Source organism: Burkholderia sp. ABCPW 11 (assembly GCF_001523445.1).
GTDB lineage: Bacteria > Pseudomonadota > Gammaproteobacteria > Burkholderiales > Burkholderiaceae > Burkholderia.
The window spans coordinates 234,209-251,030 of sequence record NZ_LOVM01000031.1; the positions used below are offsets into that span (position 1 = coordinate 234,209).

The 16,822-nt window shown below is 68.5% G+C and carries 15 protein-coding genes and 1 pseudogene; 9 read left to right on the forward strand and 7 right to left on the reverse strand.

Translation table 11 applies throughout. The features are described from left to right. Positions 1-7: 7 nt before the first annotated feature. A complete protein-coding gene (locus WS61_RS12895) occupies positions 8-559 on the reverse strand; it encodes a DUF3005 domain-containing protein (RefSeq protein ID WP_059500817.1) in 552 nt (183 codons plus the stop codon). A gap of 194 nt (positions 560-753) precedes the next feature. Then, positions 754-1,164, reverse strand: coding sequence for a hypothetical protein (locus tag WS61_RS35645; RefSeq protein ID WP_257127256.1), 411 nt, complete (start codon positions 1,162-1,164; stop codon positions 754-756). An 84-nt stretch (positions 1,165-1,248) separates the two neighbouring features. On the opposite strand from WS61_RS35645, the gene WS61_RS12905 reads away from it, so the two are divergent. From WS61_RS12905 to WS61_RS12925, 5 genes are all read left to right on the forward strand, one after another. Beyond that, positions 1,249-2,799: an NCS1 family nucleobase:cation symporter-1 gene (locus WS61_RS12905; protein WP_059500818.1), complete on the forward strand. Its 1,551-nt coding sequence runs from the start codon at positions 1,249-1,251 to the stop codon at positions 2,797-2,799. Between the two features lie 22 nt (positions 2,800-2,821). Beyond that, complete coding sequence (locus tag WS61_RS12910; RefSeq protein WP_059500819.1) at positions 2,822-3,550, forward strand: aspartate/glutamate racemase family protein; 729 nt, start codon at positions 2,822-2,824, stop codon at positions 3,548-3,550. A gap of 61 nt (positions 3,551-3,611) precedes the next feature. Further along, positions 3,612-4,787: a LysR family transcriptional regulator gene (locus WS61_RS12915; protein ID WP_059500887.1), complete on the forward strand. Its 1,176-nt coding sequence runs from the start codon at positions 3,612-3,614 to the stop codon at positions 4,785-4,787. 169 nt (positions 4,788-4,956) lie between these two features. Beyond that, the gene (locus WS61_RS12920; protein WP_059500820.1) at positions 4,957-5,388 is read left to right on the forward strand and encodes a DUF1090 family protein; all 432 of its coding nucleotides are present in this window, start codon (positions 4,957-4,959) and stop codon (positions 5,386-5,388) included. Positions 5,389-5,514: 126 nt separating this feature from the next. Then, positions 5,515-6,501 carry an ABC transporter substrate-binding protein gene (locus tag WS61_RS12925; RefSeq protein ID WP_059500821.1) on the forward strand — a complete coding sequence of 329 codons (987 nt, stop codon included), beginning with the start codon at positions 5,515-5,517 and terminating at the stop codon, positions 6,499-6,501. Positions 6,502-6,530: 29 nt separating this feature from the next. Here the strand turns inward: WS61_RS12925 and WS61_RS12930 are convergent, their stop codons facing one another. Then, the gene (locus tag WS61_RS12930) at positions 6,531-6,905 is read right to left on the reverse strand and encodes a phage protein NinX family protein (protein ID WP_059500822.1); all 375 of its coding nucleotides are present in this window, start codon (positions 6,903-6,905) and stop codon (positions 6,531-6,533) included. Between the two features lie 120 nt (positions 6,906-7,025). Here WS61_RS12930 and WS61_RS33275 point away from each other — a divergent pair. After that, positions 7,026-7,217 (forward strand): annotated as a pseudogene (locus tag WS61_RS33275) (TauD/TfdA family dioxygenase); the annotation flags it as partial. 45 nt (positions 7,218-7,262) lie between these two features. On the opposite strand, the gene WS61_RS12935 reads toward WS61_RS33275, so the two are convergent. Beyond that, positions 7,263-8,927, reverse strand: a complete 1,665-nt coding sequence (locus tag WS61_RS12935) for an ABC transporter substrate-binding protein (protein ID WP_059500823.1) — start codon at positions 8,925-8,927, stop codon at positions 7,263-7,265. A 371-nt stretch (positions 8,928-9,298) separates the two neighbouring features. Here WS61_RS12935 and WS61_RS12940 point away from each other — a divergent pair, with 371 nt between their 5' ends. Continuing rightward, positions 9,299-9,706 carry a DUF427 domain-containing protein gene (locus tag WS61_RS12940; RefSeq protein WP_034205125.1) on the forward strand — a complete coding sequence of 136 codons (408 nt, stop codon included), beginning with the start codon at positions 9,299-9,301 and terminating at the stop codon, positions 9,704-9,706. Between the two features lie 205 nt (positions 9,707-9,911). After that, the gene (locus WS61_RS12945; protein ID WP_059500824.1) at positions 9,912-10,904 is read left to right on the forward strand and encodes a sulfonate ABC transporter substrate-binding protein; all 993 of its coding nucleotides are present in this window, start codon (positions 9,912-9,914) and stop codon (positions 10,902-10,904) included. 39 nt (positions 10,905-10,943) lie between these two features. On the opposite strand, the gene WS61_RS12950 is transcribed toward WS61_RS12945, so the two are convergent. Then, positions 10,944-11,528 carry a putative glycolipid-binding domain-containing protein gene (locus tag WS61_RS12950; RefSeq protein WP_059500825.1) on the reverse strand — a complete coding sequence of 195 codons (585 nt, stop codon included), beginning with the start codon at positions 11,526-11,528 and terminating at the stop codon, positions 10,944-10,946. Positions 11,529-11,723: 195 nt separating this feature from the next. Between WS61_RS12950 and WS61_RS12955 the strand changes: the two genes are divergently transcribed. Continuing rightward, positions 11,724-12,632, forward strand: coding sequence for a LysR family transcriptional regulator (locus tag WS61_RS12955; RefSeq protein WP_059500826.1), 909 nt, complete (start codon positions 11,724-11,726; stop codon positions 12,630-12,632). Between the two features lie 3 nt (positions 12,633-12,635). Here WS61_RS12955 and potE read toward each other — a convergent pair whose 3' ends face one another. Both potE and WS61_RS12965 read right to left on the reverse strand, forming a co-directional pair. Then, on the reverse strand, positions 12,636-14,021 hold the full coding sequence (gene potE / locus WS61_RS12960; protein ID WP_059500827.1) for a putrescine-ornithine antiporter: 1,386 nt from the start codon (positions 14,019-14,021) through the stop codon (positions 12,636-12,638). A gap of 61 nt (positions 14,022-14,082) precedes the next feature. Continuing rightward, on the reverse strand, positions 14,083-16,383 hold the full coding sequence (locus tag WS61_RS12965; RefSeq protein WP_059500828.1) for an Orn/Lys/Arg decarboxylase N-terminal domain-containing protein: 2,301 nt from the start codon (positions 16,381-16,383) through the stop codon (positions 14,083-14,085). Positions 16,384-16,822 lie beyond the last annotated feature (439 nt).

The window sequence follows — 16,822 nt, forward strand, 5'->3', positions numbered from 1 at the left end:
TCCCGGATCAGTCGTCGGACCGTTCGAGGCAGATCACGTGCTCGGCGCGCGTCCCGTCGCCGTGCTCGATATCGACGTCGCCGACATGGCGCACGCGCCAGCCCGGCCGCGTCGCGATCTGCGGCATGTTGCCGGACGGCCGGCTCTCGATCCCGCCGAGCCCTTCGTCGGGCGTATCGATCGCTTCGTCGAGCGATGCGTTCGAATAGATCACGTTGTCCTGCAGTTCCGACGCGCCGGTGCGCGCTTCCATGCCCTTGCCGTCGACGTCGACCGTGTTGTCGGTCATCGCCATGTTCGCGTTGTCGAGCGTGACGATCCGTCCAGCGGCGCGGCGCACGGGATCGCCGCTGTCCACCGCATGCGCGTCGACGTCGATCGCCGGCAGGCCGGTCGGCATTTTCCCGGCGACCGCCTCCGGCGTCAGCGGACGCCGCGCCGTCTGCGCGGCCTGGGTCGCCGCGTCGGGCATGTCGCCGGCCGCCGGCGTCTTCACCGGGCTCTTCTCGATCTGTTCCCGCTGCTTTTCCGGGGTAGGGTTCGATTCCGCGTTCTGCATCGCACCTCCTTGGCCGGCCCCACGGACGCCAGCGTCACGCCAGCGCCGCCGGGCCGGAAATCGCTACAACGGTCCTTGCAAATCTTTCATGCACACGGCCACCCACGCACGCCATCCGGCGCGCGTGCCGCCGGCACGGCACCCGCAGGCGGACTGCGCGCTCGCGCGCCGCCCGCCCGACCTTCAACCGTGCGTCAGCCGCCGCTCGCGCCGGCCGGCCCGGAAGCCGCGCCCGGCATGCTTGCACCGGTATCGCCGCTGCTGCCGGCCGCCCCGCTGCCAGGCATGCCCGATGGCGCGGTCGAAGGCGCGGCCGACATGCCGCTCGCTGCGCCCGAGTCGGAACTGGCTGCGCCGTTGTCGCCCTTCTTCTGGCAACCCGCGCCTGCCGCCAGGCCCGCGATCAGGATGCCGGCGAAGACGGCTCGCGATACGTGACGAAATGAATATCGCTGCATGACACCTCCGCTGATGTCGATGTGGATGGAATCCTCTGACCCGCAATTTGCGTGCCGCCCCACCGCCGCGGCCGCGTGCGTCGCATTCATTTTTCGAATGACGCCCAGCCGAATATTTAATTTCCCATCGCCGGGGCCGCCGCCCATACTCGCGAACAAATCCGAGACATAACGTCCACGGCGGCCCGGCCCGCGCTGCGTACACCCGCGGCGCGGTTTCGCGCCCCGCACATGGAAGGAGACAACGGCGTGCAACTGGAAGCCATTCACCGCACGGGCCTCGCGCTCGGCGCGGACGACGCATCGCATCGAACCGACACGGCCGCGCGCGATCCCGCGCTGAGCCCGCGGCTGCACAACCCCGATCTCGCGCCGACCAAGGCCGAAGGCCGCACCTGGGGCCGCTACAGCATCTTCGCGCTATGGACCAACGACGTGCACAACATCGCGAACTACTCGTTCGCGATCGGATTGTTCGCGCTCGGCCTGTCGGGCTGGCAGATGCTCGCGTCGCTCGCGATCGGCGCGGTGCTCGTGTACTGCTTCATGAATCTCACCGGCTACATGGGCCAGAAAACCGGCGTGCCGTTCCCGGTGATCAGCCGGATGAGCTTCGGCATCTACGGCGCGCTGCTGCCCGCGATGATTCGCGCGGTGATCGCGATCGCATGGTTCGGGATCCAGACCTATCTCGCGTCGGTCGTGCTGCGCGTGCTGCTCACTGCGATCTGGCCGGGCCTCGCCGCGTTCGACCAGAATGCGATCTTCGGGCTTTCGACGCTCGGCTGGATCACGTTCGTCGCGATCTGGCTGGTGCAGATCGGCATCCTCACGTACGGGATGGAAACGGTCCGCAAGTACGAAGGGCTCGCCGGCCCGGTGATCCTCGTCACGACGCTGTCGCTCGCCGCATGGATGATCAGCCGCACCGGCGGCCATCTCGCGATGTCGATCGGCAAGCCGATGACCGGCCTGAAGATGTGGACGGAAATCTTCGCAGGCGGCTCGCTGTGGCTCGCGATCTACGGCACGCTGGTGCTCAACTTCTGCGATTTCGCGCGTTCGTCGCCGAGCGCGAAGACCGTGCGCGTCGGCAACTTCTGGGGCCTGCCGGTCAACATCCTCGTATTCGCGACGATCAGCTTCGTGCTCGCCGGCGCGCAATTCGAGCTGAACGGCCACATCATCCACAGCCCGACCGAAATCATCGCGACGGTGCCGAACAAGCTGTTCCTCGTGCTCGGCTGCCTGGCCTTCCTGATCGTGACGGTGGCCGTGAACATCATGGCGAACTTCGTCGCGCCGGCCTTCGTGCTGACGAGCCTCGCGCCGCACCGCCTGTCGTTCCGCCGCGCGGGCCTGATCAGCGCGACGATCGCCGTGCTGATCCTGCCGTGGAACCTGTACAACAGCCCGATCGTGATCGTCTATTTCCTGTCCGGCCTCGGCGCGCTGCTCGGCCCGCTGTACGGGATCATCACGGTCGACTACTGGCTCGTGCGCAAGCAGCGCGTGAACGTGCCCGAGCTCTATACCGAAGCGCCGACCGGCGCCTACTTCTACACGCGCGGCGTGAACCGCAAGGCGCTCGCGGCGCTCGTGCCGTCCGCGCTGATCTCGATCGCGCTCGCCGTCGTGCCGGCCTTCAGCGCGATGACGCCGTTCTCGTGGCTGCTCGGCGCGGCGATCGCGGGCGGCGTGTACTGGCTCTTGGCCGATCGCAAGCGGCACTACGAAGCGCGCTCGGGCGAACACATCGCGGTCGCCTGCGCGCACCACTGACACACACGCATACGGAGTCACGATGAGGATCCTGGTAGTCAACGTCAACACGACCGAGTCGATCACCGACGCGATCGCCGCCCAAGCGCAGGCCGCCGCGTCGCCCGGCACGGAGATCGTCGGGCTGACGCCGCGCTTCGGCGCGGAGTCGATCGAAGGCAACTTCGAGAGCTACCTCGCGGCGATCGCCGTGATGGATCGCGTGTTGAACTACGACGAACCGTACGATGCGGTGATCCAGGCCGGCTACGGCGAACACGGCCGCGAAGGGCTGCAGGAACTGCTGACGGTGCCCGTCGTCGACATCACCGAAGCGGCCGCCAGCGTCGCGATGCTGCTCGGCCATCGCTACTCGGTCGTCACGACGCTCGACCGCACGGTGCCGATGATCGAGGATCGCCTGAAGCTCGCCGGGCTCGATGCGCGCTGCGCGTCGGTGCGCGCGAGCGGCCTCGCGGTGCTCGAGCTGGAAGCGGATCCGGCCCGCGCGATCGAATCGATCGTCGGCGAGGCGCAGCGCGCGGTGCAGGACGATCGCGCGGAAGTGATCTGCCTCGGCTGCGGCGGCATGGCCGGCCTCGATCGGCAGATCGAGGAATGCACGGGCGTGCCGGTGGTCGACGGCGTGTCGGCGGCGGTCGCGCTCGCCGAGTCGCTGGTGCGCCTGAAGCTGAAGACGTCGAAGGTCCGCACGTACGCGCCGCCGCGCGCGAAGCGGATCGTCGGCTGGCCGGGAACCTTCGCGAAATGACGGGCCGCCGGCCGGCTGCCATGTGGCGCGCACGCCCCGTCTCGCCGGGACGCGTATCGGCATGCGCAACCCGCTAGACCGGCCGGCCCTGCCCCGCGGCGCGTCCGACGCCGCGGGCGCGCTCGACGTGCTCGATGCACGGCTGATGCGCATCCTGCTCGCGCTGCTGACCGAGCGTACCGTGTCGCGTGCGGCCGTACGCCTGAACATGTCGCAGCCGGCGACGAGCGCCGCGCTCAAGCGCCTGCGCACGCTGCTCGGCGACCCGCTGCTGGTGCGCAGCCGCTACGGGATGGTGCCGACCGAGTTCGGCGCGCGCCTGATCGAGCCGCTGCGCAATGCGCTGCGCGTGATCGACTTCATCCGCATCCAGCAGCCGCGGTTCGACGCGCGCACGTCGGTGCGCACCTACCGGATCGGCTGCCCCGACTACCTGAACGTGCTGTTCGTGCCGAAGCTCGTCGCGCTGTTTCGCGAGCGGGCGCCGAACGCGCAACTGGTGTTTCATCCGCTCGGCGACGGGTTCGACGACGAACGCGCACTGGCCGACGGCGAGCTCGACGTCGTGATCGACAACCGGCCCGCACGCCGGTCGCGCTTTCGGCAGGACGACCTGTTCGACGATCGCGTCGTGTGCCTGATGCGCGCGACGCATCCGCTCGCGCGGCGCGGCGCGATGACGGCCGCCGGGTTCGCGGCGGCGCCGCAGCTGTGCCCGACGCCGTCGTGGCTCGAAGCGTCCGGCGCGATCGACCGGCAGCTCGAACGCGTGGGCCTGCAGCGGCGCATCGCCGTCACGCTGCCGCACTTCGAGCTCGCCGCGCATGCGCTCGTGCGCACCGACCTGATCCTCACCACCACGTACCGGCTCGCGCGGCACTACGCGAAGCTGCTGCCGCTCGCCGCGGTCGCGCTGCCGGCCGAGCCGCCGGACATCGTGTACCGGATGACGTGGAACGAAGCGGGATCGTGCGCGGAAGGCGGTCGGTGGCTGCGCGGACTGATCGCCGAAGCGACGCGCGCGTGGCTCGACGCCGAGGCGACGCTGCCGGCAGTCGCCGCGGTCGCCGCTTCCGGGGCCGATGCGGACATCCCGGCAACCGTGCCGGCCGCCGCCGATCCGCCCGAGCCCGCCCGGCGCACGCGCCGCGGACCGGCCACGCATTGCCATGCGTCGCATCCGGCACGCGTCGCGCAGGCGGCACGCATCCATCGCATCGCGACGAAGTCGCACTGACCGACGCCGCACCCGGGCCGCAAGCGTGCGCTCGGACGCCACGCCGCATGTCAGACCGGTCCTATTTACCCGCGCCGCGACGACTCGCCAGAATGACGCGTTGAACACGTGCCGACGGGCGTCGCCTCGCGAACGCCCGTAGCCGCTTTATCGAATCGAGGAAATCCGCATGAAGAACGCACTCGTCACGCTGGCCGTCCCGGTCGCGCTATTCGCGAGCGCCGGCACATTCGCCGGCACTCAGGACTGCTCGACACGCATCCGTGCGCTGAACACGCAGATCGACAACGCGAAACGGTTCGGCAACATGCAACAGGCGATGCGCCAGCAGGCCGCGCTCGATCGGGTCACGGCCAACTGCACGGACGCCGGCCAGCTCGCGCGCGCCGAACGCAAGCTGACCGACAAGGCGCGCGACCTGCGCAATGCGGAAGACGAGGTACGCGACGCACAGGCGCGCGTCCGCGAAGCCGAAGCGCTCGGCGACGCAAGGAAGCTGAACCATGCGCAACGCAAGCTCGCAGACAAGCAGGCGAAGCTGCGCAACGCCACGCGCGACCTGCACGACGCGCAGGTCGATCGCGACGCGCTGAAAGGCTGACGGATCGAAACGGCGTGCCGCGCGAATATGCATTTCACGATTCGATGTTTGTCGGCTGGAAACCGATTCCGTAATCTGCCCGGCAGCCGCGCCGCCCGCGCGCGGATCACCGAGGACACACCGCCGATGACCCACTCTTTCGCCACGGCACGCCGCCGCACGCTGCAACGCCTTGCCGCCCTCGCCGCCGCGCCGCTCGCGAGCGGCCTCGCGCTGCCCGCGAGCGCGGCCGGCGCCGACCTGTCGGGCGTCACGCTCGTGCTCGGCGACCAGGCCGGCGGCCTGCGGGCGCTGGCCGAAGCGGCGCGCGTGCTCGACGGCACGCCGTACCGGTTCCGCTGGGCCAACTTCCAGGGCGCCGCGCCGCTGTTCGAAGCGCAGCGCGCGGGCGCGATCGATCTCGCGCCAGCCGGCGACCTCCCCGTCCTGACGGCCGCGCTCGGCGATCCGTCGTTGCGGATCGTCGCGACGCGCGTCGGCTCGCCGGCGTCGCTCGGCATCGTCGTGCAGCCCGACTCGCCGGTTCGCACGGTGGCCGACCTGAAAGGGCAAACCGTCGTCGTGTCGTCCGCGCGCGGCAGCATCTCGCAATACCAGTTGTACGGCGCGCTGCGCGAACACGGGCTCGCGCCGCGCGACGTCGACGTGCGCTTCGTGCTGCCGGTCGACGCGTTCGCCGCGTTCGAGGCGAAGCGGATCGGCATCTGGGCCACGTTCGATCCGTACTACGGGCATGCGGTGCGACGCGGCGCGCGCATCGTCCGCGACGGCAGCGGCATCAATTCGGGGCTCGCGTTCCTCACGTCGCCGATCGAAACCCTCGACGATCGCGGCAAGCGCGCGGCGCTCGCGGACGTGCTCGCGCGGCTCGCCCGTGCGGGCCAATGGGCGCTCGCGCATCCCGCCGACTATGCGAGCGTCTATGCATCGCTCACGCGCCTGCCGCCCGACGCGGCCACCGATATCGCACGGCGGGCCGCGCTCGCGCAGCGCAGCCTCAGCGGCGCCGACATCGACGTGCTGCAGCGCGTCGCCGATCGCGCGGCGGCGGACGCGATCCTGCCGCGCCGCGTCGACGTCGCGTCGATCGCCATCCGGAACGTGACGGCCTGAGTGGCGTCACGCGGGGCGCGGGCACGCATTCAGCGCGGCCGCGCCATATCGAGATCCGGCACGTCGTCGCCGAACGTCGACGCGACGAGCGTGCGCATCGCGGCGATCAGCAACGTCGGCCCCGACTGGTTGAACGTGCAGCGCTCGCCTGCGGCCGGCACGGCCCGGTGCAGCACCGCGCGCCAGACGCCCCGCCCGCCGTCGCGCTCGAACGCGGCGAACGGCAGCCGCTCGACGAGCGGGCCGCCGTCCGCCCACGACGACGACGGCGCGAACGGCGTCGGCGCGCCGCCCGGCTCGCGAATCACCGTGCATGCCGACGTGTCGACGCGCGGCTCGACGAGGTCTTCCGCCATCGCCACCCAGTAATCGAGCGTGGCTCCCGTCAGGTCCTGGACTTGCATGGCCGTCTCCGTATGACCGTTCTGTCGAACGACGTCCTGGCTGCCGTGTGCACGACGACGAGGACGGCGTCCCATGTGCGACAGGGTTGCGTCCCCCGTCGCCCTGCGACAAGCATAGTTCAACCGCGCTGCATCGCGTTCCGGGACGACCGTGCGACCGCGCATCTCGCGCCCGTCGACATCTTCGATCTCGACTTCGACCGCCAGCTCTATCGCACGATGTTCATCGGCGACGTGCCGGTCGGCCCCGACGGACGGCCTTCGATCGCGCACGAAGGCACGCCGGTCGAAACGGCGTCAGCCGTCGCCCTCGGCCGACGCTGCGAACGTCGGCTCGCGCGCGCCGGCTTTTCTCCATCAATCGAGCCACACGCCGTCGAACCGGTGTCCGCCGAGCGGCGAGAACGTCAGCCCGTGTACGCGCCTGGAAATCGGCAGCGACACGATCGACGTCGCGATCGGCGTGAACGGCACCTGGTCCTTGAACACCACCTGCGCCTGCTCGTACAGCGCCGTGCGCTTCGCGACATCCGCATTCGAACGCGCCGCCGTCACGAGTTGCTCGAAGTCCTTGTTGCACCACTTCGCGAGATTGCTGCCGTGCACCGCGTCGCAGCCGAGCAGCGTGCCGAGCCAGTTGTCGGGGTCGCCGTTGTCGCCCGACCAGCCGTACAGGATCGCGTCGTGCTGGCCGTCGTGTTTCGCGCGGCGGTTGTATTCGCCCCATTCGTAGCTGACGATCTTCGCGCGCACACCGATCTTCGCCCAGTCCTGCTGGATCAGTTGCGCCATCAGCTGGGCATTCGGGTTGTACGGGCGCTGCACGGGCATCGCCCACAGCGTCAGGTCGAAACCGTTCGGAAAACCAGCCTGCGCGAGCAGCGCCTTCGCGGCCGCCGGATCGCGCGGCGCGTCCTTCAGGCGCGGGTTGTACGACCATTGCGCGGGCGGCATCGGGTTCGTCGCGATCGTCGCGTCGCCGTTGAACACGGTCTTGATGATCGCCGCCTTGTCGATCGCGATGTCGAGCGCGCGCCGCACGTCGACGCGATCGAGCGGCGGATGCTGCGTGTTGTACGCGACGAAGCCGACGTTGAAGCCCGTCCCCGAGAACAGCGTCAGCTTCGGGTCGCGCCGCACCGTCTCGAGATCGGCCGGCCGCGGAAACACCGACACCTGGCACTCGCCGGCCACGAGCTTCTGCAACCGCGCAGCCGGATCGGGCGTGATCGCGAACACGAGGCGCGCGAGCTTCACGTCGTCCGGTTTCCAGTAGTCGGGATTCGCGTCGTAGCGGATCAGCGCGTCCTTCTGGTACGTACGCAACAGGAACGGCCCCGTGCCGACCGGGAACTGGTTGATGTCCGACTCGCGATGGCGTGCGGCGAGCTGCGACGCATATTCGGCCGACAGCACCGACGCGAACGCCATCGCGAGATTGCGCACGAAGACGACGTCGGGCGACTTCAGCACGAAGCGCACCGTATAGTCGTCGACCTTCTCGATGCGCTCGATGTTGCGGTCGAAGCCGAGATCGCTGAAATACGGGAAGCTGACCGGATAGGCCTGGCGAAACGGATCGTCCGGGTCGAGCATCCGGCGGAACGTGAACACGACGTCGTCGGCCTGGAACGGCCGGGTCGGCTTGAACCACGCGGTCGTCTGGAATTTCACGCCGCGCCGCAGATGGAACGTGATCGTGCGCTGATCGGGCGACACGTCCCAGCTCGTCGCCAGCGACGGTACGAGATCGAGCGTACCGCGCTTGAATTGCACGAGCCCGTTGTAGATCGTGTACGTGCTCGCATCGAAATCGGTGCTCGTCGTGTGCTGGCCGGGGTCGAAGCCGGCCGGGCTGCCTTCGGAGCAGTACACGAGTGTCTTGCCCGCGGGTGCCGCGAGTGCGTGCGGCACGGCGCCGGCCAGCAGCAGCGACGCGGCCATGCAGCGCAGCAGCGCGGCGCCGGCATGCGATACGCCGCGCGTACGGCGCGCGGCTGACGAAACGAAAGGATTCTTCATGATGAGAGAGGCAAGCAAGAGGTGCCATGCGAATGACGACCGTCGATCTTCGCGCGCATCCCGCCGATCGCTTACCAATTAATTCCGCGTTGCTTATCGTCGCGGATGCATCCCGCTGCCCCTGCATGGGAATGTCCATGCGAGCGCCGTGGACTTGCTCGCGGAACACCGCCGCGACGCCCGGCCCGGCGTCATGACGCAGCGCCGTTCGCTCACGGTCGCGGACATCCTTCCGGCCCCCTGCAGGTTCCGCCGAATTGGCGCATCGTATCGGTTGGCCAACGCCGGCACCGGTGCGCGGGAATCCGCCGGCGCACGCATGCCGGCACGGCGCACCCGCCGGTGCGCCGCCCGTTCCTGGAGGACCACGCATGTCGCTCAACCCCGATACGCCGTCTCGTCCCGTGAAGTCGCCGGGCCCCGATCATCCGATCCTGATCGAACCGCACTCGTCGCGCGTGGTCGTGAAGGTCGCCGGCAAGGTCGTCGCCGATACGCGCCATGCACTGGTGCTGCGCGAGGCCAGCTATCCGGCGGTGCTGTACATTCCGCGCGAGGATGCCGACATGTCGCTGCTCGAACGCACCGACCACGCGACCTACTGCCCGTACAAGGGCGATTGCGCGTACTACTCGATTCCGGCCGGCGGCGAACGCGCGACCAATGCGGTGTGGACGTACGAGCATCCGAATCCGGCGGTCGAATCGATTCGCGGGCACCTCGCGTTCTATCCGGACCGCGTCGATTCGATCGAGGAAAGCCTGCTCGTCACCGCCTAAGCGCGGTGCCCTGCCGCGTCACCGTTCACGTATCGTCCGGCTGCTGATTTGCATATGCGGATTCATTGGTTGGCCGCCGTCCCGCCTGGCCGTATCGTCTTGAGTCCGGCGCGGGCCGGCCGCGCGCATCGCTCGCGACCGGCCGCGCCCCGTGCCGATCGCGCCATGCCCGCGCGACCCGTGAACCCGCCAGCAGGACGCCTCGATGAACGACACACCGCATGCAGACCTTGAAACGACCCCGGCGAACCCGCGCCGCCGCCGGTGGCTGCACGGCGCGGCCGCCGGGCTGGCCGGGCTCGCGCTCGGGCCGCTCGCGGTCGCGCCCGCACGCGCCGACGCCGGCGGCACGCGATTGCGCATCGGCTTCCAGAAATACGGCAACTTCGTCGTGCTCAAGGCGCGCGGCACGCTCGAGAAGCGTCTCGCGAGCCAGGGCGTCACGGTGCAATGGCTCGAATTCCCGGCGGGCCCGCAACTGCTCGAGGGGCTGAACGCCGGCGCGATCGACGTCGGCACGGTCGGCGAAACCCCGCCGATCTTCGCGCAGGCCGCCGGCGTCGATTTCGTCTACATCGGCAACGAGCCGCCCGCGCCGCAGGGCGAGGCGATCGTCGTGCTGCCCGATTCGCCGATCCGCACCGTCGCGCAACTGCGCGGCAAGAAGGTCGCGTTCAACAAGGGCTCGAACGTCCACTATCTGCTCGTGAAGGCGCTCGAGCACGCAGGCCTCGCGTATGCCGACATCCAGCCGATCTACCTGACGCCGGCCGACGCGCGCGCCGCTTTCGTGCAGCGCAGCGTCGATGCGTGGGTGATCTGGGATCCGTATCTGGCCGCTGCCGAACGGCAGCTCGGCGCCCGCGTGATCGCGAACGGCGACGGGCTCGTGCGCAACACGCAGTACTACCTTGCCGCGCGCAAGTACGCGGCCGCGCACCCGCAGGTGCTGCGTGCGCTGCTCGACGAAGTCGACGCGGTCGATCGCTGGGCGCGCGATCACGTGCCCGAGGTGGCCGCGCAACTGTCGCCGCTCGTGGGCCTCGACGCGCCGACGCTCGAAGTCGCGCTCAAGCGCGCCGGCTACGGCGTGCAACCGATCGCCGATGCGACGGTCGCGTACCAGCAGAACATCGCCGACGCGTTCAGCGCGCTGAAGCTGATTCCGGGCAAGCTGTCGGTGGCGAGCGCACGTTGATGCGTCACGGCGCAGGCGCGCGATTCGCGATGCGACGCATCACGAAGCAGGCGCCGCACCGATACGCCGCCATTCGTCGTAGTCGGTGACGAGGCCCGCGTCGTCGATCGCGATATCGGCCGCATAGGTACCGCTCTCGTAGCGATACCCGTGCGACGCCGTGCGCGTATAGCGCTGCTCGCCGCGCACGATGTCGAAATCCGGAAACCGCAGCCACGCGGTGCGAATCTCGGCCGACTCGCCGACGGCAAGCGCCAGCCGCCGGATCGGCAGCGTATTGGTCGACGGACTGAAGCCGAGATCGATATCGGTTGCGCCCGCAAGCATTGGCGCAGCGACGCCGTCGATCGCCCACTGCCCGGCATCGCAGGCGATGTCCCATTGCCGTGGCGGCGCCGTACCGGTCCACTGCGTCACGCACGCCGAGCGCGTGAGCCAGTCGGCCCCGCATGCGATCGTGTAATCGATGCGAAACGGCGTGCCGTCGATCGCGCCCGCCACCGCCCCCGACAGCGCGATGCCCGTTTGCGACTCGTCGAGCTGGCACCATTCGGCCGCCTGCCACGTCTGCACGATCTGCCACGCGACGCGGCGCGTGCGTCGGGCTTCATTCCGTTGCGTCATGTCGGGTCTCCTGTCGGTCGCGCGGAAGGAAATCGATTTTCGCTCACGGCGTGGACGAACGCACGCGGCTTCGACAGCGCGGGTCGCGTTCCGGCCGATAGTCAGTATCGGCTCGATGCAAACCGTGGCCCCCGCCGCTTTGATACCATCCGTCGATCGGTAAAAATCGGACCGGAAGACAAAAGGCGCGACTTCATGGATTTATTGGCGACGATGCGCATCTACGTCAGGGTCGTGGAGCGCGGCACGATGTCCGGCGCGGCGCGGGATCTCGACATGGGCCAGCCGGCCGTCAGCGAGCGCATCGAGAAACTCGAAAGGCATCTCGGCACGCGGCTGCTGATGCGCAGTGCGCGCACCCTCGCGTGCACGGAGGAAGGCCGCATCTTCTACGAACGCAGCAAGGCGCTGCTCGAAGCGGCCGAACTGGCCGTTGCATCGGTCTCGAAGACGGAGAATGCGCTCGATGGCACGATCCGGCTCGCGGCGCCGCAATGTTTCGGCGAGGTCGTGATGCCGGGCGTGCTGATGCAGATCCGCACCGCGTATCCGAAGCTGCACATCGACCTGGTGCTGAACGACGATATCGTCGATCCGGTCACGGAGGGCGTCGACGTGTCGATCCGGGTCGGCCAGCTCGGCGACGGCGGGTTCGTCGCCTACGCGCTCGGCGCGGTCGGCCGCGTGCTCGTCGCCGCGCCGTCGTATCTCGACCGGCACGGCCCGCTCGACACGAAAGCCGATCTCGCGAACCATCCGTTCATCCGCGTGAAAGGCGTGTTCGCGAACGAACAGGTGCCGTTGCAGCGTGACGGCAGCGCAGTCGAGTACGCGCGCATCCGGACGGTCATCACCACCAGCCACTGGCGCCCGATGTACGACACGATCGCGGCGGGCGGCGGCATCGGCGTGGTTCAGTACCCGGCTTGCGCCGATGCGCTCGCGCACGGCCGGCTCGTCCGCCTGCTTCCGCACTACGACATCCCCGAGTTCGCGCTCAACGTGCTGGTGCACGCGCAGCGGCCGCTGCCGCCGCGCGTGCGCGCGGTCGTCGATCTGCTGAAAAGGGCACTCCCGCCGCTACTGGCGCACCGTCAGCGGTAGCCATCACGCCTGCAGCGATTTCCCCGGCTCCTTCACGTGCGCATCGACTTCCATCTGGTAGAAGCGCGCGCTGACGAAGCCGAACAGCGTCCAGCCGAGGAACACGCACAGGCCGCCGAGCATCAGCGCCTGCTCGCCCGAGCTGAACAGCGCATAGAAACTGTACGCGGTCGCGACCATCGCGATCACGTTCGTCACCAGCGCCTTGCCCGGCGGCACCTTCGCGACCTTCTGGATCGTGATCAGCGCGGCCATCGACATCACGTAAGGCACGAGGTTCGTGACGACCGCGAGATCGACGATCTTCTGGAACTGGCTGCTCAGCTCCGGGCTGATCGTCATCAGCGCCAGCGCGACCTGCGCGACCAGCAGGATCACCATGCCGACGATCGGCGTGCCGGTGCGCGTCGCGCGTGCGAACACCGGGAGGAAATAGCCGACGTCCGCCGAGCTCTTGAACACCTGCGCCACCGTGAACTGCCAGCCGAGCAGCGAGCCGATGCACGCGATCACCATCAGCGCGGTGACGATCGTGCCGACGGTCGGCGTGAACATCGTCGCGAACGCGATGCCGAACGGCGCATTCGACTTCGCGAGGATCGCGTTGGGCACGATGCCCGCGATCACGTTGGTCGACACGATGTAGAAGATCGCCGACGCGATCGTGCCGCCGAGCACGGCGATCGGCACGTTGCGCTCCGGATTCTCCACGGCGTCCGAGTTCGCGCACGCCGATTCGAGCCCGAGGAACGCCCACAGCGTCACCGCGATCGAGCTGCCGACCGCCGGCCCGAACGGCATGCCGTGCGGATTCCACGCGGCGCCCCAGGTCGCGCCGCTGAACCAGAACCAGCCGATCAGCGACACGACGACGACCGGAATGATCACGCCCCACACCGTCACCGCGCCGATCCGGCCGGTGATGCGCGAGCCGCCGAAGTTCGCGACCGTCGTCAGCACGAGCAGGAATATCGTCCACAGGCCGGTCTGCAGCGGCGACAGCGTCGCGTCGAACAGCACGGTGCCGTAGCCGACCGCCGTGACGCCGATCGCGACGTTGGCGATCACGAGCGACAGCCCGTACGTGTAGTTCGCCATGTAGTTGCCGGCCTTGCCGAACGCGTACTCCGCGTAGCCGCCCATCCCGCCCGGCTTGCGGCTCAGCATCCCGCAGCGCGCGAACGCATAGGCCAGCGCGAGCGAGCCGCCGGCCGTGACGATCCACGACAGCAGCGAGATCGTGCCGACCTGCGCGAGCTTCGACGGCAGCAGGATGATGCCGGAGCCCATCATGTTGACCGCCGTGAGGATGGTGAGCTGCCAGACGTTCATCCGGCTCTTCGGCGCGGCCGCCGGTGCCGCGTCGGACATGCGCGCTGCGTTTTCCATGATGTCGATCCTTCGATGTGAGGCCGCCGCGCGGCCGGTCGCTCGTACGCCCGGTCGGGCTTCAGGCCGTCAGGCAATACACGCGGTATGTGCCGTCCTCGACCTCCACGCCGTGCGTGTCGTGCGCGAACCCCGGGAACCGCCGGTCGTACGCTTCGAGCGCCTTCAGGTAGCCGAGCACCGGGCCGCCGGCCGGCCCCGCGTTCTCGCCCGGCATCAGGAGCGGGATACCCGGCGGATACGGCACGACGCCGGTGGCCACCGTGCGCCCGGCCAGCTCGTCGAGCGTCACCTGCTCGATGCGGCCCTGCACGAGATGCTCGTACGCGCGCACCGGGCTCATCTCCGGCTTCGGCAGGATCGAGAACGCCTCCGACATCAGGCGCGTCGTGCCGAGCTGCTCCATCGCCGCGAACATCGTGTCGGCCAGATCCTTCAACCCCATGCCCGCATAGCGCGATCCATGCGCCTTCGCGAGCGACGGAATCGCCATGTCGAGCGGCAGGTTCGCGTCGTAGTCGCGCTTGAAATCGCACAGCGCGCTGACGAGCGAACCCCACTTGCCCTTCGTGATGCCGATCGAGAACAGGAACAGGATCGTGAAATCGGTCGTCTTCTCGACGACGATGCCGCGCGCATCGAGATACGCGGTGACGACGCTCGCCGGAATGCCGACCGGCATCAGCCCGCCGGCCGGCGCGACGCCCGGCGTGACGATCGACACCTTGATCGGATCGAGCATGCAGTAGCCGTCCTCGATGTTGCCGAAGCCGTGCCATTGCGCGCCGGGGCGCAGCACCCAGCACGCCGGGTCGCTCGCGAGCAACTCGGGCGGCGCATCGTGGAACGGCAGCGTGCGGCCCGTGCGCGCCTCCAGCACGGTGTCGGGCTGCCAGCATTCGAAGAACCAGTCGCCCTTCGCGCCGAATTCGCCGTTCATCCGCGCGATCATCTGCCGGAACGCGACGGCCTCCTCGATCGACTCGCGCGTCAGCGCGGCGCCGCCGGGGCCGTCCATCATCGCGGCCGCGACGTCGTTCGACGCGATGATCGCGTAGTTCGGCGACGTCGACGCGTGCATCATGAACGTTTCGTTGAACTGACCGTGCGGGATCGGGCTGCGGCCGTCGCGCACGTGGATGTACGACGCCTGCGACAGCGCGGTCAGCAGCTTGTGCGTCGACTGCGTCGCGAACACGGTGGGCCGGTCCGCATGATGGTCGCGTGGGTCGCCGTGCATCGCATGGCGGTCGCGGTAGATCGGATTGAACCGCGCGTAGCCGTACCACGCCTCGTCGAAGTGCAGCCGGTCGACGCTCGCGCCGAGCAGCTCCTCGACACGCGTCACGTTGTAGCAGAGGCCGTCGTACGTCGAGTTCGTGACGATCGCGTGCTTCGGCTGGCGATCCGCCAGCCCGGCCGCGAGCGGGTTCGATGCGATCGCCTCGCGGATGGCCGCCTGCGTGAGGCGCTCCGCGGCGATCGGCCCGATGATCCCGTAGCGGTTACGCGTCGGCACGAGGTACGTCGGGATCGCACCCGACATCGTCATCGCGTGCTCGGCCGACTTGTGGCAGTTGCGATCGCACAGCGCGATCTGGTCGCGGCTCACGCTCGCCATCAGGATGATGCGGTTCGACGTCGACGAGCCGTTCGTCACGTGATACGTGCGATGCGCGCCGAACACGCGTGCCGCGTAGCGCTCGCTTTCGCCGATCGGGCCCGAGTGGTCGAGCAGCGAGCCGAGTTCGCCCACCGAGATCGACAGGTCCGAGCGGAACAGCGATTCGCCGAAGTATTCGAAGAACGCGCGGCCGACCGGCGATTTCAGGAAGCCAGTGCCGCCGGTGTGGCCGGGCGTATGCCAAGAGTATTCGTAGACGCGCGAGAACTTCGCGAGCGCGCCGAACATCGGCGGCAGGACGGTCGAGCGATAGCGTTCGATCGACGCGTGAATGCGCCCGCCGATGAAGTCGGCCGTATCCTCGAGCAGCCACACGAAATCGTCGACCTTGCCCATCACCGCGGCCGGTACCGACGACGCGACGCTGCGGTCGGCCAGCAGGAAGATCGGCACGCTGCCGTTGCGATGCCGGATCGCGTCGACCACGGCCTCGGACGGCCCGTGGCCGTCCACGCCGAGATCCCAGTCGAGCAGCACGCACTGGATCGACGGATCGGAGCGGATCAGCACGATGGCGTCGTCGGCGGACGTGGCCGTCAACACGTCGATACCGCGTTGCGCGAGCTCCGCGCTCAGCGTGCGAACCGCGCGCCCGGTTGCGGTTTCCTGCGCGATTTCGTCGTCGACCAGTAGCGCACGCATGCCGAGACGACGAATGCCGCCGACGGATGTATTCATGGTATTGCCCTCGCTGTTGCGTTGCTTCGATTGGTATCGTTCGTCTCACGAGCACGCGGACAGCAGGCCACGGGCAGCGGCATGAGACGCTCGCAATTCCGGCTTGATTCGCCATCCAATTCGGAGCCGACTATGCCATAGATGCTTTTCTCTGAAAAGCTGACGATTCGGTAAAACCATCGGCGCCTTTCAAATCGGATTTCATCATTGGATCATTTTTATGTGCGCCGCAGCATGCCAATTCCGGATTGTTTGATCATGCTCATGCCGCAATGACATTGCCGATTCGGTTCGATTGAATTCGCGGGATTTTGTTGCTACGATCGGCTGCGCCGGACACGGCCCGATCGCGGCGGTGCCGCGCCGCGCAAGGCTTCTGATGCAGTGCGCATTCGGCATTCAGCATTCGCGGGACCGTTTCGATCGGCTGCAGCGCGTG